Here is a 24,728-nt window from a genome sequence, read left to right as displayed (position 1 = left end):
CGGGAAACGGCCGACGCGATTGCCTTCAGCGAGGAAAGGGTGCCCTGATGACCGAGACATTCCGTACGGGAACGCGGGTCAGGTGGAATTGGGGGCAAGGCGTCGGCCGAGGGCGCGTTGCCGAACGATTCGATCGTCATGTGGAGCGCAGGATCGAAGGGTCGCTCATCCGTCGCAACGGCTCGCCGCAGGACCCTGCCTATCTCATCAAGGCCGACAGCGGCGGCGAAGTGCTGAAACTCGGCTCCGAACTCAGCTGCGCCTGACGCCACTCGCTATGGATCGGCCATCGCACATCGCGCGAAGGCGTGGCATGGGTAGCGCATGACCACGCCCCATATGACCATCGACGCATTGCTGGTCGGCATGCCTGTCCCGTTTCGCGGCGACGACTATAGCGCCATCGCCAAGACGCCTGTCGCAGGACCGGTGCGGATCGGTTGGGAAGGGTTTGAGGGCAATATCGTGGCCGACCGCATCCATCATGGCGGCCCGGACAAGGCGATCCATCTCTATCCGCAGGATCATTATGGCTGGTGGCGTGAACGCAAGCCGGGCCAGCCGCTCCTCGACGCGCCCGGCGCCTTTGGCGAAAATATCGCCTCGCGCGGCATGACCGAGGAGGATATGTGCCTGGGCGACCGCTTTTCGCTGGGCAGCGCGGTCGTGGAAGTGAGCCATGGCCGCCAGCCCTGCTGGAAGCTCGACCATCGTTTCGGCGCGCGCGACGTCATGGCGACGATCGTGCAGACGGGCCGTTGCGGCATTTATTTCCGCGTCATCCGCGAAGGGGAGGCGCAGGCCGGCATGACCATGGACTTGCTGGATCGGCCTTTGCCCGACTGGTCGATCGCGCGCGTATTCCGCCTGTTGATCAGCGGCGGTCACAAGGCCGATCCCGATGCGGTCCGGGCGCTCGCGGGCATGAATGTGCTCGCCGAAACCTGGCGCGAACGGGCGCGCAAGCTGGTAGCGTAAGGCTGGCGAAGTCGCGCTTCCATCGCTACGCTGCACCCATGATCGGGGATATTCGCAACATCGTCATCCTGACCGGCGCCGGCATTTCCGCGGAAAGCGGGCTGGCGACCTTTCGCGGCCCGGACGGGCTATGGGAAGGGCATCGGGTGGAGGATGTCTGCACGCCCGAGGCATTGGCGCGCAATGCTGAACTGGTGCACCGCTTCTATGACGAGCGACGCGCGAAGCTGGTCGAAGTGGTGCCCAATGCCGCGCATGAGGCGCTGGCGGCGCTCGACCGGGCGTGGGACGGCGAATTGCTGATCGTGACGCAGAATGTCGACGATCTACACGAACGGGCCGGGGCCAGGCGGTTGCTCCACATGCACGGTGAACTGAATTCCGCACTGTGCGCCGCCTGCGGCAAGGCGGTTATATGGGGCAATCCTTTGCCGCCGGCATCGGTCTGCGATGGATGCAGTCGGCCGGCTCTGCGGCCCGACATCGTCTTCTTCGGCGAGATGCCCTATGAAATGGACCGGATCGATGCGGCGTTGCGCGCCGCCGACCTCTTCGTGTCGATCGGCACGTCTGGCGCCGTCTATCCGGCGGCGGGTTTCGTCCAGACCGCCCGCCATGTCGGCGCGCGCACGCTGGAACTCAATCTCGATCCATCGGCGGGCAGCTTTTATTTCGAGGAAAGCCGGATGGGACCGGCAAGCAAGCTGGTGCCCGAACTGGTGCGCGAATTATTGGGCTGATCACTCGGCAGCGGCATTGGCCGCTTCGGCCGGTTTTTCTTCTTCGTCGCGATAGAGCAGCATAACCGACCCGTCCTCGCCATTCACCACGCGGATCGGCAGGCTGAGTTGCAGGGCGGACAGAAATTCGCGGCTGTCGGTGGTGCGGAAACGGCCACCGATCCGCAGCGACGAAACCCGGGTGTCGCCGATCAGAATGGGCGCCGTGCGGTAGCGGTTGAACTCGCCCGCTGCCTGGTCGATCGTCTCGCCGTCCAGTTCGACCATCTGTTCGCGCCAGGCGGTGCGCTGGTCGATCAGCTTGGGGCCAAGGCGCGTGAGGGCGATGCTGCGCGGCTGGATGACGGCCCCGCTGCCCGCGCTGACCCGCTGCTGGACGCTGTTGCCCGAATGGACCGTCACGGTGCCATGGGTGACGGTCAGCTCGATCAGCGACGGGCGCATTCGCACGTTGAAGGCGGTGCCGACTGCGCGAATGAGCGCGGCGCGCGCCTCGACATCGAAGGGGCGTTCCGGGTCATGGGCGACATCGAAGGAGGCTTCGCCCTTCAGGATGCGCACCTTGCGGCCATGATCGGTGAAGCGGACCTCCGCCTCGCTGTCGCTGTTGAGATGCAGGACGGAGCCATCGTCGAGCGCGATGTCGCGCATCTGGCCGATGTCCGTCTGGTAGCGCTCGACCCCGCTGAAGGTGCGGACGGTGACGATTGCGGCGACGATGAAGAGCATGACCGCGACGGCGGCGGCCACCATGATGTTGCGCGAGAGGCGGCGCTGCTGCTCTTCGCTGACGATGGCCGCAAGCGGTGGCAGCGTGACGTCGGCGGCTGCGCTCTTGAGCCGCTCGGTGGCTTCCCAGGCGGCTTCGGCGCGGGCGAAGGCGACGGCGTGGCGTGGATCAGCGTCGATCCATTCGCAGATTTCGGCTTCGTCTTGTGGGGTGGGGTCGCTGTTAAGCCTGGCCAGCAGGCGCGCGGCTTCCGCTTCTATCGCGTCCCTGTTCCCGCAGCTTGACCCTGGTCCCGACGCCTGCACGTTCGAAGTCCGTTTCCTCACGTTCCGCCCAGGCCCGCATAACTATTGCGATTGCTTTGGCCAGATGTTTTTCAACTGTAGAGACGGACAGCGACATCTCCTCCGCTATTTCCAGCATCGATTTTTCGTGGATGCGGCGGAGAATGAAGACGCGGCGGCATTGCGGTGGGAGCGACTCGACGATCGTTTCGACCTGGCGCAGCGCTTCGCGGGCGTGGAGCTGCGCCTCGATAGTATTCTCCCCCCCCAGCAGTTCCAGGTCGGCGATCGTCTCGAAACTCACCACTTTGTTGCGGCGGGCGGTGTCGATGACGAGGTTGCGGGCGATGGTGAAGAGATAGGCCCGGCCGGTCGTGACATTTTCCCAATTTTCCGTGGCATAGGCGCGGGCCATGACCTCTGCGACCATGTCTTCCAGTTCATGGGTGGAAGGAAGTATCCTGCGAAGCCGACCGCGAAGGGCCGCTTCCTGCGGCAGGATGACCGTCTTGAACCATTCCAGCTTGGCGCGAACCCGTTGCACGTTGACCCCCTTATTTGTCAGCCGCGCCTCTCCCGATTTCTTTTATTTGTCATAGTTCAATCATGGATGCAGGGGGCTGTCCAGCCGTCAGGGGGCCATATTTTTAGCGATCAACCAAAATATTCCGGTGCCGGGCAAATTTATTGTGGATAAGCGGTGGTCGAAGCACTTTTCGTTGCTCAGTCGGGCGGCGGAAGCTCGGTAGGGGCGCGATCGGGCTGGTCGTAATCGGGGCCGACCGGCGTGATCTCGTCGGGTTCGGTCATTGGCGTTTCGACCGGCAGATCGGGCGGGGGCGCCTCGTCAGGCGACTGCGGCTCGATTCTGTCGGGTGGGGGAATGCCGTCGGGCGTGGTGTCGGGGCGGGTGGCCATCGCTGTCTCTCCTTTGTCTTATAGAGACGCTACGCTTGGCCTGCGCGGCCGGTTCCGTGCCCGTTCTCACTATCCCTTGCCTCTGCGCGCGCTTTTCTCTATGCCGCGCCGACCGGCGACCGATGCGGGCGTGGCGAAACTGGTAGACGCGCCAGATTTAGGTTCTGGTATCGCAAGATGTGGGGGTTCGAGTCCCTTCGCCCGCACCAGAGAGCCGCCTGCGGCCAAGCCACCGAAATTCAGCTGAAGAAAGCGTTTGAGAGAAGAGATGCAGACTGTCGAGACGTTGAACGAGGGCCTGAAGCGCGCCTACACCGTGACCATCACGTCGAAGGATATCGACGCCCGCGTGGAAAAGGAAGTGAAGGCGATTGCGCCGCAGGTGCGTATGCCCGGCTTCCGCCCCGGCAAGGTGCCCGCCAACCTCGTCAAGAAGATGCATGGGGAATCGCTCCAGCGCGACGCGCTCAACAATTCGATCCAGGAAAGCATCCAGAAGCTGATCGCCGACCAGAAGCTGCGCCCCGCGATGCAGCCGTCGGTCGAACTGGACGAGAATTTCGAGTTCGGCAAGGATGCCGAAGTCAAGGTCGAGCTGGAAGTGCTGCCCGAAATCGCGGCGCCCAGCGTCGAGGGCCTGAAGCTGGAGCGTCTGACCGTGGACGTCGCCGACGCCCAGGTCGCCGAAGCCGCCGGCCGCATCGCCACCCAGCAGGGCGCGCTTGAAGAGCAGGCCGACGATCATGCCGCCGCCGAGGGCGACACGCTGGTCATCGATTTCGTCGGCAAGGTCGACGGCGAGGCGTTCGAGGGCGGCAGCGCCCAGGACATTCGCCTGAAGCTCGGCTCGGGACAGTTCATCCCCGGTTTCGAGGATCAACTGACCGGCGTGAAGAAAGGTGAGGAAAAGACCATCGAGGTCACTTTTCCCGAAGATTATGGCGCGGAGCATCTGGCCGGCAAGGCCGCGACCTTCGATGTGACCGTCAAGTCGGTGCTGGACGGCGACAAGCCCAAGCTGGACGATGATTTCGCCAAGTCGCTGGGTCTGGAAAGCCTGGAGAAGCTGAACGAACTGCTCAAGGGGCAGATCGAACAGGAGCATAACGGCCTCACCCGCACCCACATGAAGCGCAAGCTGCTCGACCAGCTCGCCGCTTCGCACGACTTCGACGTGCCGCCGAGCATGGTGGAAGCCGAATTCAACCAGATCTGGGCGCAGCTTCAGCACGAGGCCGGCCATGAGGAAGATCCCGAAGCGGCCCTCAAGGAAATGGAAGCCGAGAAGGACGATTATCGCGCCATCGCCGTGCGTCGCGTCCGTCTGGGCCTGCTCCTGTCGGAAATCGGCCAGGCCAATGGCGTGACCGTTTCCGACCAGGAAATGAACCGTCTGATCATGCAGGCCGCGCAGCAGTACAGCCCGCAGGATCGCGAGCGCTTCGTGCAATATGTGCGTCAGGACCCGATGGCGGCCGCCCAGCTGCGCGCGCCCCTCTATGAGGACAAGGTCGTAGACTTCCTGTTCGACAAGGCCGAAGTCACTGACCGCGCCGTGACCCGCGAGGAGCTGGAAGCCGCGATTGAGGCCGAAGATGGCGACCTGAAGCCTCACGTCCATGGTCCGGGCTGTGGTCATGACCATGATCATGATCATGACGAAAAGCCCAAGGCCAAGAAGGCTGCTCCCAAGAAGAAGGCGGCCGAGCCCGCCGAAGCGGAAGCCGAAACGGCGACCGAAGCTGCTCCGGCCGCCGAGGAAGCGCCCGCCAAGAAGCCGGCCGCCAAGAAGCCAGCCGCCAAGAAGGACGAGGCCGTCGCCGAGGACGCTGCTGCTGAAGAAAAGCCCAAGAAGAAGGCGCCTGCGAAGAAGGCTGCCGCCAAGGCCGAATAAGGCCGCCTGACCAGCTATGATGAGCGCCCGGCTTCCATGGGAAGCGCGGGCGCTTTTCATTATGCGGTCGGCATGGCAGAGGGAATATTAATCATGTTGTCCCATGCAGGCGACATGAAGGGCAGGGGCCAGTTGCGACGATGAAGGAATTTCCGCCAGTGACCGGCGAACAGGGGACCGGTGAAAGCGTGGGCACTGCACCCATTGCAGCGGCCCCGCGCGTCGCGGTGATCCTGCCCTGCTATAATGAAGCAGGCGCGATCGTGCAGACGGTGGAGGATTTCCGCCGCGCGCTGCCGGGCGCCGACATCTATGTCTTCGACAATAACAGCAACGATGGCAGCCGCGAGCTCGCCGCCGGCGCGGGCGCGATTGTCCGCCGGGTGAGCCAGCAGGGCAAAGGGCATGTCGTGCGCCGCATGTTCGCAGACGTCGACGCCGATATCTATGTCATGGCCGATGGCGACGCGACCTATGAAGCCGCCGCCGCCCCGGCGATGATCGCCGCCATGCTGGAGGATAATCTCGACATGGTGGTCGGGTGCCGCCGCGACGAGGTGGAGGCGGCCTATCGGCGCGGCCATCGCTTCGGCAACTGGGCGCTTACCGGCCTTCTGAAACAGCTGTTCGGGCGCAGCTTCACCGACATATTGTCGGGCTATCGCGTCTTTTCCCGCCGTTTCGTCAAAAGCTTCCCGGTCCTCTCGGCCGGGTTCGAGATCGAGACTGAGATCAGCGTCCATGCGCTCGAACTGGCGATGCCGGTATCGGAAGTCATGACCAGCTATGGCGCGCGGCCCGAAGGGTCGGTCAGCAAGCTCAGCACCTATCGCGATGGCTTCCGCATCCTGCGGACGATCGTCACCCTTTATCGCATCGAGCGGCCGGTGCTCTTCTTCGGCATCATCGCGGCCTTCCTGGCGGCGCTGGGGCTGGGGCTGGTGGCGCCGCTGATCGTGACCTACATCCAGACCGGCCTGGTGCCGCGTTTCCCGACCGCGATCCTGGTGACGGGCCTCATGATCCTCGCCACCTTGTCGATGATGTGCGGCCTGATTCTGGACACGGTGGTGCGCGGTCGGCGAGAGGTGCGGCGGCTGGCCTATCTGGCCTTCCGCGCCCCTTCCGATTTCGCGCGCCGCGACTGACCTTCATCTCTGACCGGCAAGCCCCTTGAACCATTCGCCATTTGTGCCGATGTAGGGGCTGGGCAAAAGCAACCACTCTGAAAGAGCACAATGACCGATATCATGTCCGATCCCATGGCCGCGCTGGTCCCCATCGTCATCGAACAGTCGAACCGCGGTGAGCGGAGCTTCGACATCTATTCGCGCCTGTTGCGTGAACGGATCATCTTCGTGACCGGCCAGGTCGAGGACCATATGGCCTCGCTGATCGTTGCCCAGCTGCTGTTCCTCGAATCGGAAAATCCGAAGAAGGACATCTGGATGTACATCAACTCGCCGGGCGGCGTGGTGACGTCCGGCATGGCGATCCACGACACGATGAAATATATCCGTCCGCAGGTCGGCACCGTGTGCATCGGCCAGGCTGCCTCGATGGGCAGTTTCCTGCTGGCTGCTGGCGAGCCGGGCAAGCGCATCGCGCTCAGCAACGCCCGCATCATGGTCCACCAGCCGTCTGGCGGCGCGCAGGGCATGGCGTCCGACATCGAGATTCAGGCCAAGGAAATCCTTCGGATTCGCCGCCGCCTTAACGATCTTTACGTGCAATATACGGGCCGGACACTGGAAGAGGTCGAGAAAGCGATGGATCGCGACACCTTCCTTGAAGCGGACGAAGCCAAGGCGTTCGGTCTGGTCGATGAAGTGTTCGATCGCCGGCCTGCCGCTGCGGAAACCAATGAGGGCTAAAGGCTATCTTTACCGTGGTGCCCCACTTTCTCCCCTTGTGGAACGGGCGCACCGCGGTCTAGGATAACCTTTGGACCAGAAAATCCCTCGCCGGACGTGGTTCTGGTATCTGTTGGCCGGGGGGGAAGAGAGAATGGCGAATGACTAAGCTTACCGGTTCGGATTCGAAAAGCACGCTTTACTGCTCCTTCTGCGGCAAGTCGCAGCATGAGGTGCGTAAGCTGATCGCGGGGCCGACCGTGTTCATCTGCGACGAGTGCGTGGAACTGTGCAACGACATCATCCGCGAGGAGACCAAGGGCGGTCTCGTCGGCAAGAAGGATGGCGGCGTGCCGACCCCGCAGGAAATCTGCGACGTGCTCGACGACTATGTGATCGGCCAGAATCGCGCCAAGCGCGTGTTGTCGGTCGCGGTCCATAATCATTACAAGCGCCTCAACCATGGTTCCAAGCCGGGCGAGGTTGAACTGGCAAAGTCGAACATCCTGCTTGTCGGTCCGACCGGCTGCGGCAAGACGCTGCTGGCGCAGACGCTGGCCAAGACGTTCGACGTGCCCTTCACCATGGCCGACGCCACGACCCTGACCGAGGCGGGCTATGTCGGCGAGGATGTGGAGAATATCATCCTCAAGCTGCTCCAGGCGTCCGATTATAATGTCGAGAAGGCGCAGCGCGGCATCGTCTATATCGACGAAATCGACAAGATCAGCCGCAAGGCGGAAAACCCGTCGATCACGCGCGACGTGTCGGGCGAGGGCGTGCAGCAGGCGTTGCTCAAGCTGATGGAAGGCACCACCGCCTCGGTTCCGCCGCAGGGTGGCCGCAAGCACCCGCAGCAGGAATTTCTTCAGGTCGACACGACCAACATCCTGTTCATCTGCGGCGGCGCCTTCGCGGGTCTGGAAAAGATCATCGGCGATCGTCTGGAAGCCAAGTCGATCGGTTTCGGCGCCCATGTCGCAGCGCCCGAGGAACGCAAGACCGGCGAGCTGCTGCGTCAGAGCGAGCCGGAAGATCTGCTGAAATTCGGTCTGATCCCCGAGTTTGTCGGCCGTCTGCCTGTCATCGCGACGCTGGAGGATCTGGATGTCTCGGCGTTGGTCAAGATCCTGGTCGAGCCGAAGAATGCGCTGGTGAAGCAATATCAGAAACTGTTCGATATGGAGAATGTCGAACTCAGCTTCACTGACGATGCACTGACCGCCATCGCCAAGAAGGCGATCGAGCGCAAGACCGGCGCGCGGGGCCTGCGCTCGATCCTGGAGGCGATCCTGCTCGACACCATGTTCGACCTGCCTTCGATGGAAGGCGTGGGCGAGGTCGTGGTCGACAAGGATGTCGTCGCCGGGACCAAGGAGCCGATTCGCGTATTCAGCGACAACAAGAAGCGGGCCGAAGACGCGGCCTGATTTCGATCAGTCTTTCGGAAAAGGCGAGGGGCCGGCATCCAATGCCGGCCCCTTTTTCATACTTGTTCCCGCGGCGCACAAAAATTCCCGCCGCGTTGCAAAATTGCACCACTGTTAAACTGCTTAAATTGACAGTCTAATAATCGTTAAATTTCAATATATTATGAGTGCATGTGCAATGTCTCGCCGGATGCCGGCCCGGGGCGGGGCAGGAGTGCACCGATCATTGCGGTGCATTGTAACAATATTGCAATCAGACCATCACAGGGGCGTCGCCAGAAGCCGTCACAGGCGGCACCGGCTTGAAAGAGCGGGACTTTAGGGCGCGAAGCGTCACTCTTGAAAAGGGACAAGGGTCACATGAAACAGTTTCTAATGGGCAGCGCCGCGGTTCTCGCGGTTGCCATTCCGAACGCTGCATTTGCGCAGTCGACGGGTTCGATCGATTTCGAAGATACGATCGTTGTTACCGGCGCGAAGTCGTCGGATGGCGTCGAAGGGATCGTCATTCCCGTATCGACTAAGGCTCGCGCCGTTCTGACGCAGGAAATCATCGCTCGCCAGTCGGCGGGACAGACCGTCTTGAGTTCGCTCAATCTGGTGCCGGGCGTCAACTTCACCCAGTCCGACCCCTATGGTTCAGCCGGCGGCAACCTGCGTATCCGTGGCTTCGACGGCAATCGCATATCCTTTACCCTCGACGGCTTTCAGCTGAACGATTCGGGCAACTACGCCATCTACTCGAATCAGGTGATCGACCCAGAAATCATCGAGCAGGTCAACGTCAACCTGGGTGCGACCGATGTCGATAGCCCGACGGCTTCGTCATCGGGCGGCACTGTCAACCTCCGCACAAAGGTGCCGAGCGACGATTTCGGCGTGCTGATGTCGGGTTCGGCTGGCAGATATGATTATTTCCGCCTGTTCGGCATGATTGAAACCGGCGCGATCGGACCCTGGGGCACCAAACTGCTCGCATCGGCCAGCACCGCCCGTAACGACAATTTCAAGGGCCCCGGTAAAACGGAAAAGCAGCAATATAATATCCGCATCTACCAGCCGCTGGGGACAGAGGGCGATTTCATCTCTCTGGCAGGGCATTGGAACGTCAACCGGAACAATTTCTACCGCAATCCCAGCGTGAATGACATGCGCACGCTGTTCGGCGCGCCCACGATCCCGGCTGCGACCGCTATTTCTGCCGCCAACCCGCTGGTCCTGAACCTGAGCGATGCCCAGCAGGACAGGCTTTTCTCCTTCGAAAATGACGCGGTCTGCAATACGCCCGTCGCGGGTTGCACCAACTATTATGGTGTGCGCATCAACCCGTCGAACACCGGCAACGTGCGTTTCAATTCGCGTTACACGCTGACCGACAGCCTGATCTTCACGCTGGACGGCGCCTACTCCTATACGTTGGCTAATGGCGGCGGGTTCACCGCGATGGCCGAGAACAACGCCCTGATAAGAGGATCGCAGGCTACCGGCGTCGACTATAACGGCGATGGTGATACGAACGACACGATCGGTTTCTACACGCCGAACAACACCAACACCAATCGTTATACGGCGCTGGCGTCGCTGATCTGGGACATCACGCCCGAACATCGCGTGCGTCTGGCCTATACGTTCGACCGTGCGAAGCATCGCCAGACCGGCGAGTGGGGCTTCCTGACTTCGAACGGCTCCCCGGAAAATGTGTTCGGTGGCCGCAACGGCCGACCGGTGCTGAACGCCGACGGTTTCCAGATGCAGCAGCGTGACCGTACCTCGATCGCCTTGCTCAACCAGATTGCCGGCCAGTATGTCGGCAAGTTCATGGACGAAAAGCTGCGTGTCGAAATCGGCGTGCGTGCGCCCTTCTTCAAGCGCGATCTGGACAATCATTGCTATCAGCAGGTGACGGGCGCCTTTGCGACCTGCACCAGCCAGCCGGCCAGCCAGTTGGTGATCGTGCCGCCGACGGCGGTTCCGCCTTATCCTGCCAACGCTCTCTACGCACCGTTCAAGGCCAACTATAAATATAACAAGGTGCTGCCCAACGTTGGTTTGACGTATAATTTCACGCCGGAAGCAGGCATCTTCTGGAGCTACGCAAAGGGTATGTCCTCGCCGCGTACGGACAATCTCTATCGCGCGCCGATCGTCGATGTGACGCCGGAAACGACGGACTCCTTCGACCTGGGTGCACGCTATACCTCGTCGAAGATCCAGGCGCAGGTGACGACCTGGTATATCGGCTTCAAGAACCGGATCGTGACCTCCTTCGACGCGGATCAGGGCATTTCGGTCGATCGCAACGTCGGCAAGGTGAAGGCATATGGTGTGGACGCCAACATCGCCTATCAGCCGATGAAGGAACTGACGCTTTATACCTTCGCATCCTACAACCACAGTCGCTTGCAGGATGATATCCGCCTCGGCAATTGTACGGCGGTGAACGCCGCCATTGGTTGCACGGCGGTGGGCGCTCCGATCGTCGCGCCGACGGCCGGCAAGCGCGTCACCGAAACGCCCGACTGGATGGTCGGCGGCCGTGCGCAGGTGGATGTCGGTCCGGTGTCCATCGGTTCGCAGGTCAAATATGTCGGCAGCCGCTTTGCCACCGACGTGAATGACGTGAAGGTGCCCAGCTATACGCTGGTCGATCTGGATGCTCGCTTCAGCCTGGCCCAATGGGGCATGAAGAAGACGTTCTTCCAGCTCAACGTGATGAACCTGTTCAACAAATTCTATTTCGGCAACATCAGCACCCAGATCAATGCGGGTACGCTCAACGGCATTACTGGCGCCAATCCGAACTTCACGGTCGGCTCGCCGCGCACGGTCATGGGAACGGTGACGGTCGGCTTGTAAGCCTGACCCAACCAGCAAGCATTAAGAGAGGCGCGGAGCGATCCGCGCCTCTTTTTGTTGACTCATTTCAAACACCCATCCAGCCCGTCCCGCTGCACCACGCCGATCCGGGCGGAGATCGAATTGCCGTAGCGACGGGTGAAGCCGCTCGGCGCTACCGCGGCGCGCTTCTTGGGAAGGGGCAGGACGGCGGCGATGCGGCCGGCTTCGGCGCGGGTCAGCTTGTCGGCGCCATGGTGGAAATAGCGTATCGCGCCCGCCTGCACGCCATAGGTGCCGATGCCGGTTTCCGCGACGTTCAGATAGACCTCCATGATCCGCCGCTTGCCCCAGATCGCTTCAATGAGGACGGTGAACCATGCCTCCAGCCCCTTGCGCACGAAGCCGCCACCCTGGAACAGGAACACATTCTTCGCGGTCTGCTGGCTGATGGTGGAGCCGCCCCGGATGCGGCCGCCGCTGGCATTGTGGATCGCGGCTTTGGCGATGGCGTCGACGTCGAAGCCGTGATGGCTGCAAAATTTCCCATCCTCCCCGGCAATGGCGGCGCGGGCCATGTCGGGATCGATCTCGTCCAGGCTGGTCCAATCCTTGGTGATGCCATTGGGATCGAGCAACATCGTCCAGGTTACGGGCGGCGGCACGAAGCGATAGATCGCCACCATCAGTAGCGACAGGGCGACGAAGCCCAGAATGAGCTTGATCGGGATCATGATCCAGCGGGATCGACGGCGGGCGGAAGCGGGTCTGGCGGTCATGCCCCGTGGTAGCGCGGCCGCCCGGACTGGTTCAAGCGTCCGGTTCAAACGGTTGCGAACTGCCCCTGTCGTTCGCGGTTGATGAGCAGCACCAGCCCCGCGCCGATCAGGCAGAGGATGCCCGCACCGATGAAGGCGGGCATATAGCTGGACCAGACCGTGCGGGAAAAGCCACCGCCCAGCGCCGCGCTTGCCGCGCCGAGCTGATGTCCCGCGAAGATCCAGCCGAAGACGATGTTGGCGCGATCCGCGCCGAAGCGCTGCATGGTCAGCTTCACCGTCGGCGGCACCGTCGCGATCCAGTCGAGGCCGTAGAAGACGGCGAAAATCGACAGGCTGTAGAGCGAGAAATCGCTGAACGGCAGATAGAGCAGGGACAGGCCGCGCAGGCCATAATAGCAGAAGAGCAGCCAGCGATTGTCGAACCGGTCGCTGAGCCAGCCGGACCCCAGCGTCCCGAAAAAGTCGAACAGCCCCATCATCGCCAGCATCGATGCGGCCCCCACGGCGGCGAGGCCATAGTCGCCGCACATGGCGATGAAATGGGTTTGGATCAGGCCGTTGGTGCTGGCGCCGCAGACGAAGAAGGAGAAGAAGAGAATCCAGAAGGTCGGCACCTGCGCCGCGTCGCGCAGCACGGCGATCGGCATGACCAGCAATGCGCCGAGGCTGGCGGGCTGGGGCGGAGCGGCCTGAACCTGCGTGTCGCCATAGGGGGCGAGGCCCATGTCGGCCGGACGATCACGCATCAACAGGATCACGACGACGCCTGCCAGCAGGATCGCTCCGCACACCAGCAGCAGGGCGGTGCGCCAGCCCTGCGCCTCGGTCAGGCTGGCGAGCAGGGGCAGGAAGGCGAGCTGCCCGGTCGCGGTGCTGGCCGACAACAACCCCATGACGAGGCCGCGCCGGTGATTGAACCAGCGCGTCGCGACCGTCGCACCCAGGACGATGGCGGTGAGGCCCGTGCCCAGGCCGATGACCACGCCCCAGAGCAGCACAAGCTGCCAGAGCTGCGTCATGCCGAGCGATAGCAACAGGCCGCCGATGACGATGGAGAGCGAGATGAGCATCATCCGCCGCACGCCGAAACGGTTCATGAAGGCGGCGGCGAACGGACCCATGCCGCCGAACAGCAGGAAACGGATGGCGAGCGCGCCGCTGATGTCGGCCGCGCTCCAGCCGAATTCCTTCTGCAACGGCACGATGAAGACGCCCGGCGCGCCGACCGCGCCCGCGACCACCAGCATGGTGAGGAATGTGGCGGCGACAACCGCCCAGCCATAATGGATATTGCGCGCGGACAGGCGGCCGGCGAGAAGGGTCGACAGCATCTCATTCCCCTTTTTGTGCCGATCGGACTGGCGTTAAATGATGATCATCATATATAAGGTCAAGAGGCCAATCGGAGAAGATCGGATATGAAGGTCAGTCGCGAGCAGGCTGCGCATAACCGGGAAAAGGTGGTGGACACCGCATCCCGCCTGTTCCGCGTCCGGGGTGTGGATGGCGTCGGCATCGGCGAAGTGATGCGCGAATGCGGCCTTACCCATGGCGGCTTTTACAATCAGTTCGATTCGAAGGAGGCGCTGGCGGCTGAAGCCTGCGCGACATCGCTGGCAAAAGGGGCGCGACATTGGCGGACCCTGGCTGCGGAGGCCGGCGCAGGCAAGGGGCCGAAGGCCATCGCCGCCCATTATCTCAGCCCCCGGAACCGCGACGCGCCCGAAACCGGATGCGCGCTGATCGCGCTCGGCCCGGACGCGGCGCGCCGCGGGGGCGATCTGGCGGAGGCCTTTCGCGAGGGTTTCGAGGAACTGACCGACATCCTGCAACAGGCGGCGCCCGGTATGGATCGCGCGGCGGCGTTGGCGCGCATGGCGCAAATGGTGGGCGCGATGGTGCTGGCGCGCGGCGTGGACGATCAGGCTTTGTCCGATGAGATATTGACCGCCGTGCGCCAGGCGCTGGATTTGCCGGAATGACCGGCTGGAGGGCGATGCGGATCGGGGATGTGGTGGCGGTGTCCGCTATCTCCGACGCGGTTCATGGCCGCTATACCGAACGGCCGGAGGTCTATGCGGAACGTCTGCGCCTGTATCCGGCGGGCTGTCATTTGCTGGAACGGGAGGGCAAGCCGGTCGGCTATCTGGTCAGCCATCCCTGGCGGGGCGATCGGCCACCACCGCTCGACGCTATGATGGGCGTATTGCCGGCGGATGCCGATCATTATTATCTCCACGACCTTGCGCTGCTGCCGGAGGCGCGGGGTTCGGGCGCAGCCGGCGCGGCGATCGAACTGGTCGTGGCGCAGGCGCGTTCGGAAGGCTTCGCTGCCATCGGCCTTACCGCCGTGAACGGCGCAGAGGCCTTCTGGCGGCGGCAGGGCTTCACAGCGATGGAGGTCAAGTCCGGCGGCTATGGCACGGCAAGCGTCGCCATGATGCGCAGCCTTTGAACTTCCGCATATCGACGTCCCGGCCAGCAATCCCCGCGCCGCCCTATCGCTGCCTCGGGCGGCGCAAAAAAAAAGCCCCGGATCGCTCCGGGGCTTTTCCTATCCTATGCGATCATATCGTGGCGAGGCGGGCCATCTTTTCCAGCTTGCCGCCGGCGATGCGCATCATCGCCTTTTGCAGCTTCTCGAAGGCGCGAACCTCGATCTGGCGGACGCGCTCACGGCTCACACCATAGACTTGCGAGAGTTCCTCCAGCGTCTTGGGCTCTTCGGCCAGGCGGCGTTCGGCCAGGATATGCTTTTCGCGATCGTTCAGGTCGTCCATCGCCTCGACCAGCATCTCATGGCGCAGTGCGCTTTCCTGCTGGTCGGCGACGCGCTCGTCCTGAAGCGGGTCGTTATCCTGCAACCAATCCTGCCACTGGCCGTCGCCATCCTCGCGCATCGGCACGTTGAGCGACGTGTCGCCGCCCATCGCCATGCGGCGGTTCATGGAGATGACGTCATCCTCGGACACGCCCAGATCCTTGGCGATCTTGGCAACGTCCTCGGGACGCAGATCGCCGTCCTCGAACGCCTCGATATTGTTCTTCATCCGGCGCAGGTTGAAGAACAGTTTCTTCTGCGCCGCGGTGGTGCCCATCTTCACGAGCGACCAGGACCGCAGGATGAATTCCTGGATCGAGGCGCGAATCCACCACATGGCATAGGTCGCCAGGCGGAAGCCGCGATCGGCTTCGAACTTCTTCACGCCCTGCATCAGGCCGATATTGCCTTCGCTGATCAGTTCGCTGACCGGCAGGCCATAGCCGCGATAGCCCATGGCGATCTTGGCCACCAGCCGCAGGTGCGACGTGACGAGCTGCGCCGCGGCTTCGGGGTCCTGATGTTCCTCGTAGCGCTTCGCCAGCATATATTCCTGCTCAGGCGTGAGCAGCGGAAACTTGCGAATTTCCGACAGATAGCGGTTGAGGCTGGCTTCACCGCCCAGCGCCGGAACCGCGGGGACATTGCTCTTGGCCATGTCTTCACCTTTCCCTTTCATTGCGCGGCGGGACCCAGAAGAGGCGTCACAGGCGCCGTCGCAAAACTTGTCCAACTTTATACGTGAAGCTCGCTTAACAGTTCCTGCATGTCGGCTGGCAACACACTTTGAAACAAAAGGGGCTTTTCCGTTACCGGATGTATGAACCCCAGTGTTTTGGCGTGCAATGCCTGCCTTTTGAAACCCAGCGTTTCCAGTATTGATTTGAAACCTTTTCTTTCTCTACCGTAAACCGGGTCCCCGATCAAGGGGTGTCCGAGATGCGCCATATGAACGCGAACCTGATGGGTCCGGCCGGTTTCCAGCCGGCATTCGACCATTGCCGCGCCCTTCAGGCGTTCCACCGTGCGATAATGGGTGACGGCATGTTTGCCGCGCCCTTCCCGATGAACCGCCATCTTCTTTCGATCAGCGTCGGATCGCCCGATCCAGCTATCGACCGTGCCGCTGCCCGGCGTCGGAACGCCATAGACGATCGCGGCATAGAGTCGGTCGATGCTGTGATCCTTGAACTGGCGGGCGAGTCCTTCATGCGCCCTGTCCGTCTTGGCAACGACCAACAGGCCGGAAGTATCCTTGTCAATGCGATGAACAATGCCCGGCCGCGCCACCCCGCCGATGCCGGACAGACGACCGGCGCAATGGTGGAGCAGGGCGTTGACCAGCGTGCCGTCCAGATTGCCGGCGGCGGGATGGACGACCAGCCCTGCGGGCTTGTCCACGACGATCAGGTCTGCATCCTCATGGACGATGACGAGCGGTATGTCCTGCGCCACCGTGTCGAGCGGCGTCGGGGCCGGTACGGTGATGGCGAACGTCTGGCCGGCCGTCACCTTCATCGACGCATTGATCTTCGCCGCCTGGGCGCTACGCACCCGGCCGTCGCCGATCAGCGCCTTCAGCCGCTCGCGCGACAGATCCGGCAACAGATCCGCCAGCGCACGATCGAGCCGCAGCCCGTGCTGGGCTTCGCCGATCGCCGCTTCGATGATGGAATCCCCCGGAATCATGGACTAGGGATGTAGGAATGATGGTTGCGATATCAAGGGGGCTGTTGGAACAAATCGTGGCCCTGAGCGTGGCGCGCGAGACGGAGGAGGTATGCGGACTGTTGTTGGGGCAGGCCGGAGCGATAGAGGCCTTCCTGCCCGCCGCCAATGTCGCGCCCGATCCGGCGCGCCATTTCGAGCTGGACCCGGCGGCGCTGATCGCGGCCCATCGGGCGGCGCGGGCGGGTGGGCCGGCGATCATCGGCCATTATCATTCGCATCCCTCCGGCGCCGCGATTCCCTCGGCGACCGATAAGGCCTGCGCCGCGCCCGACGGCAGCCTCTGGCTGATCATAGCAGGGGGAAAGGCCAGGCTTTGGCGCGCTGAGCCGGATACGATGGTTAATGTGCATTTTGCGGAAGTGCCACTCGACACAAGGTGAGCGAAAGGCGGTGAGCCGGGCTTGCATCGGGGGGCGCGGCGGCGCATTAGCCTAATACATCCTTTGATTTCCCCTTATCCGGCGATCCTTATCCGCATGACCAATCCGACCGACAGCATCGAATTTGCCAGCCTGCTCTGTTCGCGCCTATGCCATGATCTGCTGAGTCCGGTCGGCGCGCTCAATAATGGGCTGGAGCTGATGGCGGACGAAAATGATCCGGAAATGCGCGAGCGCTGCCTGGAACTGCTGGGCGACAGCGCCCGGACTTCGGCGAACAAGTTGAAATTCTTCCGTCTGGCCTTCGGATCGGCGGGCGGCTTTGGCGAGGCGGTGCCGCCGCATGAGGCCAAGGTCGCGATCGAGGGCATGTTCGCTGCATCGGGCCGGGTCAAGATCGGCTGGATGGTCGAGGAAAAGATGCTGGGCAAGCTGGCGTCGAAGATATTGCTCAACCTGTCGCTGATCGCGGGCGACGCACTGGTGCGTGGCGGGCAACTGGATATCGGCGTGGAGAGCCGCCCGGACGTGACGGAGATCGTCGTGCGTGCCGAAGGGCCGAAGGTCGTGCTGGACCCTGACCTGCGCGCGGCGCTGGCGGGCACCTTGCCGATCGAGGGGCTGGCATCGCGAACAGCGGCCGCCTGGATGGTGCGGCAGCTGGTGGCCGAAGCGGGCGGCGATATCGTCCTGTCCCCTCCGGGCGAGGCGGCCCTGCTGTTTGGCGCGGTAATCCCGGGCTGACAATATCGGAGGGGAGCCGGCCGCCCGATGCTCACAGGGCGTTGCCGAAGAGGCCCGCCCGGTCGATCAGAGCGCGCAGGGTGTCGTCATCCTCTTCCTCAAGATCGAGCAACGCGGCATAGGGATCGCTCTCCGCCAGCCGCAGGAGGCGAGCGAAAGCGGGTTCCGTCTTCAGTCCCCGATTCCGCAGTGCGATTATGGCATTGTGGAACGGTTCGCCACCCAAAGCCAGCAGACGGCGTTCGACCAGATAGTGCCGCCAGCCATGCTGATGTGCAATCGGTAAGGGTTGGCCAAAAATCTCGAACGCCCAGCCATGCGCGACGAAGCGGCCGATGACCGCGCCCAGATCGGCGCGGCGGTGCAGGATGAAGCCCGGCAACGCGCCAAAGGCATCGGTCAGGGCGCGGGCGAATGCGTCGGCATCGGGAGCTTCGCAGACTATGTCCAGGTCGCTGTCCGGTATGGCGATGCCTAGCGGAGGCGTGCCGACAAGGCGCGGGTCGAAAGGGGCAAGCGCCTCCATCACGCCGCTGCGGGCGACAGCGTCGCGATAGTCTGGCCGCGTCACGCCGCGCGCATCTCAGCGACCAGCGCCGCGATCAGGTCGGCCGCCGGCAACGCGCGGGCGAGGGGCGCGCCCTGACCCGCCCATTGTGCACCATAGCCGCCTTCGCCATGGGTCTTGGCGAGCTGGTGAAGCGCCTTTCCAGCGTCATAGGCGATCGGATAGTCGGGCGGCGTCAGGATCGTGTTCTGGCCCCATTCGACGAAGCGGTTGGGTAGGCAGCGCGCTGGGCGGCCGGAAAGGACGCGGGTCATTTCCGTGTGCGCCGCGCTGGGACCGAACAGGGCGGCGCGATAGGCGGCGTCGGCGCTGCTTTCCGGGCAACCGATGAAGGCGGTGCCAAGCTGCGCCGCCACCGCGCCCAGGTCGAGCGCAGCGCGCACGCCCCGACCGTCCATGATGCCGCCCGCGGCAATGACCGGCAGACCGGCCTGCGCTACCAGCAGCCGCGTCAGCGCCACGGTGCCGAGCCGATCGTCGGGCGCATCGGGATCGAAGACGCCGCGATGGCCGCCCGCCTCGAACCCCTGCGCGACCAGCATGTCGATGCCGGCGGCGCGGGCGGCATGTGCTTCGGTCAGGCTGGTGACGCTGGCGAGAAGGATGCAGCCTGCCGCCTTGAGCGTCGCGATCCGCCAGCTTTCGGGCAGCCCGAAATGGAAGCTGATAACGGCGGGCCGGGTTTCGGCGAGCATCGCCAGCATCGCGTCGTCCACCGCAAAGCTGTGGTAGATTTCCCGTAGCCTTTCCGGCGGAATGCCGCCGAACTGGGCGAAGAGCGGCGCCAGCGCAGCGAGCCATCCTGCTTCCACATCGGGTTTCGCCTGCGCCGGGGCGTGAACGAAGAGGTTGACGTTGAAGGGGCGATCCGTGCGCGCGCGCACGGCGGCGATCATCTCCAGAGCGTCCGCTGCGTCGACCGCGCCGACGGCGATCGATCCGAGCGCGCCGGCATCGCTGACTGCCGCGGCCATGTCGGGTGTGGAAACGCCGGCCATCGGCGCCTGGATGATGGGATGGGCGAGGCCGAGCGAGTCGAGCGGGTTCATGGCAGGCAATGTGGAACGCCCCTAGCCGGGCCGCAACCTGTCATAAAGGAAAAGACCCGGTCGCCTGTCGCGACCGGGCCTCCCTCGACAGAGCCTGAGAAAGGGTTCAGGCCCTGAAAAATCAGGCCTAAAAAATCAGGCGCTGTAGTACATGTCGAATTCGACCGGCGACGGCGCCATTTCCCAGCGATACACTTCGGGCCACTTCAGCTCGATATAGGCGTCGATCTGGTCCTTGGTGAACACGTCGCCCTTCAGCAGGAACTCATAGTCGGCTTCCAGGCTGTTCAGCGCTTCGCGCAGCGAACCGCAGACGGTTGGTACCTGGCTCAGTTCTTCGGGCGGCAGGTCGTAGAGATTCTTGTCCATCGCGGCGCCCGGATGGATCTTGTTCTCGATGCCGTCGAGGCCCGCCATCAGCAGCGCGGCGTAGCAGAGATAGGGGTTGGCCATCGCGTCGGGGAAGCGGAATTCCACGCGCTTGGCCTTGGCGCCCGCGCCATAGGGAATACGGCAGGAGGCCGAACGGTTGCGCGCCGAATAGGCCAGCAGAACCGGGGCTTCAAAGCCCGGCACCAGACGCTTGTAGCTGTTGGTGGTCGGGTTGGTGAAGGCGTTCAGGGCCTTGGCGTGCTTGATGACGCCGCCGATGAAGTAGAGGCAGGTTTCGCTCAGGCCCGCATAGCCGTCGCCGGCGAAGAGCGGCTTGCCGCCTTCCCAGATCGACATATGGGTGTGCATACCCGAACCATTGTCCTGCGCGATCGGCTTGGGCATGAAGGTCGCGGTCTTGCCATAGGCCTGGGCGACCATCTGCACGACATATTTGTAGATCTGCATCCGGTCCGCAGTCTGGACCAGCGTGCCGAAGGTCAGGCCCAGTTCGTGCTGCGCGGCGGCGACTTCATGGTGATGCTTGTCGCAGGGCAGGCCCATTTCCAGCATGGTGCTGACCATCTCGGCGCGGATGTCGGTGCAGGGATCGACCGGCGCGACGGGGAAATAGCCGCCCTTGGCGCGCGGGCGGTGGCCCAGATTGCCGCCTTCATATTCCTTGCCGGTGTTGGTCGGCAGTTCGATGTCGTCGATCTTGAAATAGCTTTGCGAATAGTCGTTCTCGAAGCGCACATCGTCGAACATGAAGAATTCGGCTTCCGGTCCGACATAGACGGTGTCGCCGAAACCCGCCGACTTGACGAAGGCTTCGGCGCGCTTGGCGGTAGAGCGGGGGTCGCGGGCGTAAAGTTCGCCGGTGTCCGGCTCGACGATGTCGCAGAAGATGATCAGCATCGGGGTGGCGCTGAACGGATCGACATAGACGGCGTCGAGGTCGGGCTTCAGGATCATGTCCGACTCGTTGATCGCCTTCCAGCCTTCGATCGACGAACCGTCGAACATCAGGCCCTGGGTCAGCTCATCTTCGCCAAGCACGCTCGACACCATGGTCAGGTGCTGCCACTTGCCCTTGGGATCGGTGAAGCGGACATCGACCCACTCGATCTCCTTTTCCTCGATCATCTTCAGGATGTCTTTTGGCGTGTTGGCCATGTGCTATTGCCCTTCTTTCAGAAATACCCCCCCGAAGGGGTCGTGGATGCCATTTTCCGCCAGCCATGGAGCCAGCCGGAAAGACCGGATCAGATGGCGTCGCTGTCGCGCTCGCCGGTGCGGATGCGCACCGCGCCCTCGACGTTCGAGATGAAGATCTTGCCGTCGCCGATGCGGCCGGTCTGCGCGGCGGCGCAGATCGCCTCGACCACGCGGTCGGCGAGCGAATCGTCCACCACGACCTCCAGCTTCACCTTGGGCAGGAAGTCGACCACATATTCGGCGCCGCGATACAGCTCGGTATGGCCCTTCTGCCGGCCGAAGCCCTTGGCTTCGGTGACGGTGATGCCCGAAACGCCGACTTCGTGCAGCGCTTCCTTCACCTCATCCAGCTTGAACGGTTTGATGATCGCTTCGATCTTCTTCATCACTAATAGTCCCAACCCATGACGCACGCCGGTTTGCGGGCGATAACCCGCATACCTCATCCTCAAGCGACGATCTCATGCCCCCCGAGGCACGCGCCGTCTCTCTTGGCAATCAATTACCGTGCCAAATGGCGAATCGCTAGAACTGCTTTCGGCGATGCAGCAATCTTTGTCCATATTGCCCGGATTCCGGGCAATATCATGACTCATTGCCTGTTTTTTGGGCAGTGTTTCGATGATCAGAGCTTATAAGGCGGGCAATCGAAACCGGCGGGGCTTTTCGTGAAAATCTCGCATCCGGTCTCGGTGATTCCGATGCTGTGTTCGAACTGGGCAGACAGGGTGCGGTCGCGCGTCACGGCGGTCCAGCCGTCGTCCAGCATCTTCACGCCGGGCTTGCCGATGTTGATCATCGGCTCGATCGTGAAGAACATGCCGGGCTTCAACTCCGGGCCGGTGCCGGGGCGGCCGACATGGACCACCTCGGGACTGTCATGGAAGACCTGGCCCAGGCCATGGCCGCAGAAATCGCGGACCACGCCATAGCGGTGCTTTTCCGCATGGCGCTGGATGACATAGCCGATGTCGCCCAGATGATTGCCGGGCTTGGCCTGCTCGATGCCCAGCATCAGGCATTCATAGGTGATTTCGACCAGCCGCCGCGCCTTGATGGCGGCTTCGCCGACGATGAACATGCGGCTGGTGTCGCCATGCCAGCCATCGACCTGCGGCGTCACGTCGATATTGAGGATGTCGCCTTCCTTGAGGCGATAGTCGCCGGGAATGCCGTGGCAGATGACATGGTTGAGGCTGATGCAGCAACTGTGCGTATAGCCGCGATAGCCGAGCGTCGCGGGCACGCCGCCGCCCTCCAGCGTCATGCGGCGGACGATGTCGTCCAGTTCGCCGGTGGTGACGCCGGGCACCACATGGGGCACCAGCGCGTCCAGAATTTCGGCGGCGAGGCGGCCGGCCTTGCGCATCCCGGCAAAGCCGGATTCGTCATACAGCTTGATCGCGGTCGAGCGGGACATCGGCGCGTCCGCCGTCATCGTCATATATTCGGTCATCGACTGATTATAGGCGGTTGCGCGGCATAATGCGAGGGGGACGGCTAGGCATTGCCCCGATCACAGGCTATGGGCTGGCCATGGCCGATCTGACCCGCATCTGGACCGCAGCGTTGATCGTGATCGGCGACGAGATTCTCTCCGGCCGGACGCAGGACAGAAATGTCGCGCAAATCGCCACCTGGCTGAATGTCCAGGGCATCCGCCTACGCGAAGTGCGGGTGGTGGCCGATGACAGCGATGCGATCGTCGAGGCGGTCAATATGCTGCGCGTGCGCAACGACTATCTGTTCACCACCGGCGGCATCGGCCCGACCCATGACGACATCACCGTCGATGCGATCGCGGCGGCGCTGGGCGTGGGCGTGGAGATTCATGAGGGCGCACGGGCGATCCTCGGCGGCTATTATGAGACGCGCGGCGGGCTGACCGAAGCGCGACTGCGCATGGCGCGGGTGCCGGCCGGCGCGAGCCTGATCGAAAACCGAATGTCCGGCGCGCCCGGCATCCGCCACGGCAATATCTTCATCATGGCAGGCGTGCCTTCCATCACGGCCGGGATGCTGGAGAGCCTGACCGGCAGGCTGGAGGGCGGGCTGCCGCTGCTGTCGGCGACGGTCGGCTGCTGGGTCGCGGAAAGCGAGATCGCCGACCTGCTGGGCGATACCGAGCGGGCGCATGAAGGCTGCCAGATCGGCAGCTACCCTTTCTTCCGCGAAGGGCGCACCGGCGCGAATTTCGTGGTGCGTTCGACCAGTCAGGAGGGGCTGGACGCCTGCGTCGCGGCGCTGGCCGCCGGGCTGGAACAGGGCGGCTGGACCGTTTACCCCGGCGGAATTTGAGCTAACTCAGCGCGGGCGCGGCGTGCGCAGCGCGGACAGCACGCCGCGCATTGTGCGCACTTCCAGATGGTTCCAGCCCGGCTTGGTCAGCAGGTTGCGCAGCGTCCGCTTGGTCGCGGGCGCGCGGTCGGGCGGGAAGAAATAGCCGGCATCTTCCAGCAGCCTCTCGAACTGGATGATCATCCCCTCCAGCTCGACCTGCGGCGCGGGTTCGAGCAGGTCGGTGACGGTCGGCTGTTCCAGATGCGCCTGCTTCGACCATTCATAGGCGCACAGGATCACCGCCTGCGCGAGGTTGAGCGAGCCGAACTCCGGATTGATCGGCACGGTCAGGATTTTGCGGGCGAGCGCGACATCGTCGGTTTCCAGGCCCGACCGTTCGGGACCGAAGACGAAGGCGCTGCGCCCTTCCACGCTGTGGATTTCCCGCGCAGCCTCTTCGGGCGTGACGACGGGCTTGGTGACGCCCCGCTTGCGCACGGTGGTGGCATAGACATGGGCGCAATCGGCGACCGCATCGGCCAGCGTGTCATAGACCCGCGCGCCGTCCAGCACGACGTCGGCGCCCGCGGCGGCCGGGCCGGCATCGGGATTGGGCCAGCCGTCGCGGGGCGACACGAGGCGCATCTCGGTCAGCCCGAAATTCAGCATCGCGCGCGCGGCCTTGCCGATATTCTCGCCCAACTGCGGGCGGACGAGGACGATGACGGGGGAGAGGGGAGGATTGTCCATTGAACCGATCTTTTGAGCTATCCCTTCCCCCGTTCGCCCTGAGCGAAGTCGAAGGGCGTCACTGAGCGAAGGCGAAGTGTGCGAAATGGCAGCCTCTTTCAGCTTTTGCCAGTTTCCTGCAATCAGCGCTTCTTTCTTTTTTCGCGACCAACCCTTGATCTGGACTTCGCTTTCCATCGCCTCGGCACGGGTTGCGAATTCCGCCGACCACATAAGTTCGACGGGCAGGCGTTCGGACGTGTAGCCTTTGACAGCGCCGGATTGATGTGCGGCAAAGCGCGCCTCAAGATCGTCCGTATGGCCAGTATAATAGGAACCGTCAGCGCATCTCAGAATATAGCTGTAAAAGGCCATGTTGCTCTATCGACTTC

Annotated in this window: 26 protein-coding genes and 1 tRNA gene; 14 read left to right on the top strand and 13 right to left on the bottom strand. The window is 63.1% G+C overall.

The genetic code is table 11. The features are described 5' to 3' along the window. Positions 1–47 precede the first annotated feature (47 nt). Genes AC58EF_RS18765 through AC58EF_RS18755 form a run of 3 tightly spaced genes read left to right on the top strand, consistent with a single transcriptional unit; the run spans position 48 to position 1,718 of the window. Positions 48–266, top strand: a complete 219-nt coding sequence (locus AC58EF_RS18765) for a hypervirulence associated TUDOR domain-containing protein (RefSeq protein WP_497277876.1) — start codon at positions 48–50, stop codon at positions 264–266. Positions 267–324: 58 nt separating this feature from the next. Then, positions 325–978 (top strand): MOSC domain-containing protein, encoded by a 654-nt coding sequence (locus tag AC58EF_RS18760; protein ID WP_497277875.1) that lies wholly within the window; start codon positions 325–327, stop codon positions 976–978. Between the two features lie 38 nt (positions 979–1,016). Further along, positions 1,017–1,718, top strand: a complete 702-nt coding sequence (locus tag AC58EF_RS18755; protein WP_497277873.1) for an NAD-dependent deacylase — start codon at positions 1,017–1,019, stop codon at positions 1,716–1,718. Here the strand turns inward: AC58EF_RS18755 and AC58EF_RS18750 are convergent, their stop codons facing one another. From AC58EF_RS18750 to AC58EF_RS18740, 3 genes are all read right to left on the bottom strand, one after another. After that, entirely contained in the window at positions 1,719–2,753 is a 1,035-nt protein-coding gene (locus AC58EF_RS18750) for a FecR family protein (protein WP_497277872.1), read from the bottom strand. Then, the gene (locus tag AC58EF_RS18745) at positions 2,671–3,276 is read right to left on the bottom strand and encodes a sigma-70 family RNA polymerase sigma factor (RefSeq protein WP_497277871.1); all 606 of its coding nucleotides are present in this window, start codon (positions 3,274–3,276) and stop codon (positions 2,671–2,673) included. Before AC58EF_RS18745 ends, AC58EF_RS18750 begins: the two co-directional genes overlap by 83 nt. A 179-nt stretch (positions 3,277–3,455) precedes the next feature. Continuing rightward, positions 3,456–3,650, bottom strand: coding sequence for a hypothetical protein (locus AC58EF_RS18740; protein ID WP_497277870.1), 195 nt, complete (start codon positions 3,648–3,650; stop codon positions 3,456–3,458). A gap of 124 nt (positions 3,651–3,774) precedes the next feature. Here AC58EF_RS18740 and AC58EF_RS18735 point away from each other — a divergent pair. From AC58EF_RS18735 to AC58EF_RS18710, 6 genes are all read left to right on the top strand, one after another. Further along, positions 3,775–3,859 (top strand) — tRNA-Leu (locus AC58EF_RS18735). A gap of 59 nt (positions 3,860–3,918) precedes the next feature. Then, positions 3,919–5,544, top strand: a complete 1,626-nt coding sequence (gene tig, locus AC58EF_RS18730; RefSeq protein ID WP_497277869.1) for a trigger factor — start codon at positions 3,919–3,921, stop codon at positions 5,542–5,544. A gap of 140 nt (positions 5,545–5,684) precedes the next feature. Beyond that, a complete protein-coding gene (locus AC58EF_RS18725) occupies positions 5,685–6,692 on the top strand; it encodes a glycosyltransferase family 2 protein (protein ID WP_497277868.1) in 1,008 nt (335 codons plus the stop codon). 90 nt (positions 6,693–6,782) lie between these two features. Further along, positions 6,783–7,418, top strand: coding sequence for an ATP-dependent Clp endopeptidase proteolytic subunit ClpP (clpP, locus tag AC58EF_RS18720; protein ID WP_497277867.1), 636 nt, complete (start codon positions 6,783–6,785; stop codon positions 7,416–7,418). A 140-nt stretch (positions 7,419–7,558) separates the two neighbouring features. Further along, entirely contained in the window at positions 7,559–8,827 is a 1,269-nt protein-coding gene (gene clpX, locus AC58EF_RS18715; protein WP_497277866.1) for an ATP-dependent Clp protease ATP-binding subunit ClpX, read from the top strand. Positions 8,828–9,187: 360 nt separating this feature from the next. Continuing rightward, positions 9,188–11,683: a TonB-dependent receptor gene (locus AC58EF_RS18710; protein WP_497277865.1), complete on the top strand. Its 2,496-nt coding sequence runs from the start codon at positions 9,188–9,190 to the stop codon at positions 11,681–11,683. A gap of 62 nt (positions 11,684–11,745) precedes the next feature. Here AC58EF_RS18710 and mtgA read toward each other — a convergent pair whose 3' ends face one another. Together mtgA and AC58EF_RS18700 are read right to left on the bottom strand one after the other, a co-directional pair. Continuing rightward, on the bottom strand, positions 11,746–12,441 hold the full coding sequence (gene mtgA / locus AC58EF_RS18705; RefSeq protein ID WP_497277864.1) for a monofunctional biosynthetic peptidoglycan transglycosylase: 696 nt from the start codon (positions 12,439–12,441) through the stop codon (positions 11,746–11,748). 44 nt (positions 12,442–12,485) lie between these two features. Further along, positions 12,486–13,775, bottom strand: coding sequence for an MFS transporter (locus AC58EF_RS18700; RefSeq protein WP_497277863.1), 1,290 nt, complete (start codon positions 13,773–13,775; stop codon positions 12,486–12,488). Between the two features lie 87 nt (positions 13,776–13,862). Between AC58EF_RS18700 and AC58EF_RS18695 the strand changes: the two genes are divergently transcribed. Then, on the top strand, positions 13,863–14,426 hold the full coding sequence (locus tag AC58EF_RS18695) for a TetR/AcrR family transcriptional regulator (protein ID WP_497277862.1): 564 nt from the start codon (positions 13,863–13,865) through the stop codon (positions 14,424–14,426). Then, positions 14,423–14,899: a GNAT family N-acetyltransferase gene (locus AC58EF_RS18690; protein WP_497277861.1), complete on the top strand. Its 477-nt coding sequence runs from the start codon at positions 14,423–14,425 to the stop codon at positions 14,897–14,899. Before AC58EF_RS18695 ends, AC58EF_RS18690 begins: the two co-directional genes overlap by 4 nt. Positions 14,900–15,011: 112 nt before the next feature. Here the strand turns inward: AC58EF_RS18690 and rpoH are convergent, their stop codons facing one another. After that, entirely contained in the window at positions 15,012–15,923 is a 912-nt protein-coding gene (gene rpoH / locus AC58EF_RS18685) for an RNA polymerase sigma factor RpoH (protein WP_497277860.1), read from the bottom strand. A 77-nt stretch (positions 15,924–16,000) separates the two neighbouring features. Then, positions 16,001–16,954 (bottom strand): RluA family pseudouridine synthase, encoded by a 954-nt coding sequence (locus AC58EF_RS18680; RefSeq protein WP_497277859.1) that lies wholly within the window; start codon positions 16,952–16,954, stop codon positions 16,001–16,003. Between the two features lie 17 nt (positions 16,955–16,971). Between AC58EF_RS18680 and AC58EF_RS18675 the strand changes: the two genes are divergently transcribed. Next, entirely contained in the window at positions 16,972–17,376 is a 405-nt protein-coding gene (locus AC58EF_RS18675) for a M67 family metallopeptidase (RefSeq protein ID WP_497277858.1), read from the top strand. Between the two features lie 96 nt (positions 17,377–17,472). Beyond that, positions 17,473–18,120: a histidine phosphotransferase family protein gene (locus tag AC58EF_RS18670; protein WP_497277857.1), complete on the top strand. Its 648-nt coding sequence runs from the start codon at positions 17,473–17,475 to the stop codon at positions 18,118–18,120. A gap of 31 nt (positions 18,121–18,151) precedes the next feature. On the opposite strand, the gene AC58EF_RS18665 is transcribed toward AC58EF_RS18670, so the two are convergent. The 5 genes from AC58EF_RS18665 to map form a co-directional block, all read right to left on the bottom strand. After that, positions 18,152–18,691 (bottom strand): DUF4269 domain-containing protein, encoded by a 540-nt coding sequence (locus tag AC58EF_RS18665; protein WP_497277856.1) that lies wholly within the window; start codon positions 18,689–18,691, stop codon positions 18,152–18,154. Next, entirely contained in the window at positions 18,688–19,737 is a 1,050-nt protein-coding gene (locus AC58EF_RS18660; RefSeq protein WP_497277855.1) for an NAD(P)H-dependent flavin oxidoreductase, read from the bottom strand. Before AC58EF_RS18660 ends, AC58EF_RS18665 begins: the two co-directional genes overlap by 4 nt. A 135-nt stretch (positions 19,738–19,872) precedes the next feature. Beyond that, a complete protein-coding gene (glnA, locus tag AC58EF_RS18655) occupies positions 19,873–21,285 on the bottom strand; it encodes a type I glutamate--ammonia ligase (protein ID WP_497277854.1) in 1,413 nt (470 codons plus the stop codon). Positions 21,286–21,374: 89 nt separating this feature from the next. Further along, positions 21,375–21,713: a P-II family nitrogen regulator gene (locus tag AC58EF_RS18650; protein ID WP_006953025.1), complete on the bottom strand. Its 339-nt coding sequence runs from the start codon at positions 21,711–21,713 to the stop codon at positions 21,375–21,377. A 239-nt stretch (positions 21,714–21,952) separates the two neighbouring features. Then, positions 21,953–22,783 (bottom strand): type I methionyl aminopeptidase, encoded by an 831-nt coding sequence (gene map / locus AC58EF_RS18645; RefSeq protein WP_497277853.1) that lies wholly within the window; start codon positions 22,781–22,783, stop codon positions 21,953–21,955. Positions 22,784–22,863: 80 nt separating this feature from the next. Between map and AC58EF_RS18640 the strand changes: the two genes are divergently transcribed. After that, on the top strand, positions 22,864–23,625 hold the full coding sequence (locus tag AC58EF_RS18640) for a competence/damage-inducible protein A (protein WP_497277852.1): 762 nt from the start codon (positions 22,864–22,866) through the stop codon (positions 23,623–23,625). 6 nt (positions 23,626–23,631) lie between these two features. On the opposite strand, the gene AC58EF_RS18635 is transcribed toward AC58EF_RS18640, so the two are convergent. Next, positions 23,632–24,711 (bottom strand): TrmJ/YjtD family RNA methyltransferase, encoded by a 1,080-nt coding sequence (locus AC58EF_RS18635; RefSeq protein WP_497277851.1) that lies wholly within the window; start codon positions 24,709–24,711, stop codon positions 23,632–23,634. Between the last annotated feature and the right edge of the window lie 17 nt (positions 24,712–24,728).

The sequence above is a fragment of the Sphingobium sp. WR1 genome, from assembly GCF_059693745.1.
This window is presented reverse-complemented; position numbering and strand designations above follow the sequence as displayed.

Bases quoted from the DNA above. Each gene is read 5' to 3' on its own strand.
- AC58EF_RS18765 (WP_497277876.1), top strand. From the start codon at position 48: ATGACCGAGACATTCCGTACGGGAACGCGGGTCAGGTGGAATTGGGGG.
- AC58EF_RS18760 (WP_497277875.1), top strand. From the start codon at position 325: ATGACCACGCCCCATATGACCATCGACGCATTGCTGGTCGGCATGCCT.
- AC58EF_RS18755 (WP_497277873.1), top strand. From the start codon at position 1,017: ATGATCGGGGATATTCGCAACATCGTCATCCTGACCGGCGCCGGCATT.
- AC58EF_RS18740 (WP_497277870.1), bottom strand. From the start codon at position 3,650: ATGGCCACCCGCCCCGACACCACGCCCGACGGCATTCCCCCACCCGAC.
- tig (WP_497277869.1), top strand. From the start codon at position 3,919: ATGCAGACTGTCGAGACGTTGAACGAGGGCCTGAAGCGCGCCTACACC.
- AC58EF_RS18725 (WP_497277868.1), top strand. From the start codon at position 5,685: ATGAAGGAATTTCCGCCAGTGACCGGCGAACAGGGGACCGGTGAAAGC.
- clpP (WP_497277867.1), top strand. From the start codon at position 6,783: ATGACCGATATCATGTCCGATCCCATGGCCGCGCTGGTCCCCATCGTC.
- clpX (WP_497277866.1), top strand. From the start codon at position 7,559: ATGACTAAGCTTACCGGTTCGGATTCGAAAAGCACGCTTTACTGCTCC.
- AC58EF_RS18710 (WP_497277865.1), top strand. From the start codon at position 9,188: ATGAAACAGTTTCTAATGGGCAGCGCCGCGGTTCTCGCGGTTGCCATT.
- mtgA (WP_497277864.1), bottom strand. From the start codon at position 12,441: ATGACCGCCAGACCCGCTTCCGCCCGCCGTCGATCCCGCTGGATCATG.
- AC58EF_RS18700 (WP_497277863.1), bottom strand. From the start codon at position 13,775: ATGCTGTCGACCCTTCTCGCCGGCCGCCTGTCCGCGCGCAATATCCAT.
- AC58EF_RS18695 (WP_497277862.1), top strand. From the start codon at position 13,863: ATGAAGGTCAGTCGCGAGCAGGCTGCGCATAACCGGGAAAAGGTGGTG.
- AC58EF_RS18690 (WP_497277861.1), top strand. From the start codon at position 14,423: ATGACCGGCTGGAGGGCGATGCGGATCGGGGATGTGGTGGCGGTGTCC.
- rpoH (WP_497277860.1), bottom strand. From the start codon at position 15,923: ATGGCCAAGAGCAATGTCCCCGCGGTTCCGGCGCTGGGCGGTGAAGCC.
- AC58EF_RS18680 (WP_497277859.1), bottom strand. From the start codon at position 16,954: ATGATTCCGGGGGATTCCATCATCGAAGCGGCGATCGGCGAAGCCCAG.
- AC58EF_RS18675 (WP_497277858.1), top strand. From the start codon at position 16,972: ATGATGGTTGCGATATCAAGGGGGCTGTTGGAACAAATCGTGGCCCTG.
- AC58EF_RS18670 (WP_497277857.1), top strand. From the start codon at position 17,473: ATGACCAATCCGACCGACAGCATCGAATTTGCCAGCCTGCTCTGTTCG.
- AC58EF_RS18660 (WP_497277855.1), bottom strand. From the start codon at position 19,737: ATGAACCCGCTCGACTCGCTCGGCCTCGCCCATCCCATCATCCAGGCG.
- glnA (WP_497277854.1), bottom strand. From the start codon at position 21,285: ATGGCCAACACGCCAAAAGACATCCTGAAGATGATCGAGGAAAAGGAG.
- AC58EF_RS18650 (WP_006953025.1), bottom strand. From the start codon at position 21,713: ATGAAGAAGATCGAAGCGATCATCAAACCGTTCAAGCTGGATGAGGTG.
- map (WP_497277853.1), bottom strand. From the start codon at position 22,783: ATGACCGAATATATGACGATGACGGCGGACGCGCCGATGTCCCGCTCG.
- AC58EF_RS18640 (WP_497277852.1), top strand. From the start codon at position 22,864: ATGGCCGATCTGACCCGCATCTGGACCGCAGCGTTGATCGTGATCGGC.
- AC58EF_RS18635 (WP_497277851.1), bottom strand. From the start codon at position 24,711: ATGGCCTTTTACAGCTATATTCTGAGATGCGCTGACGGTTCCTATTAT.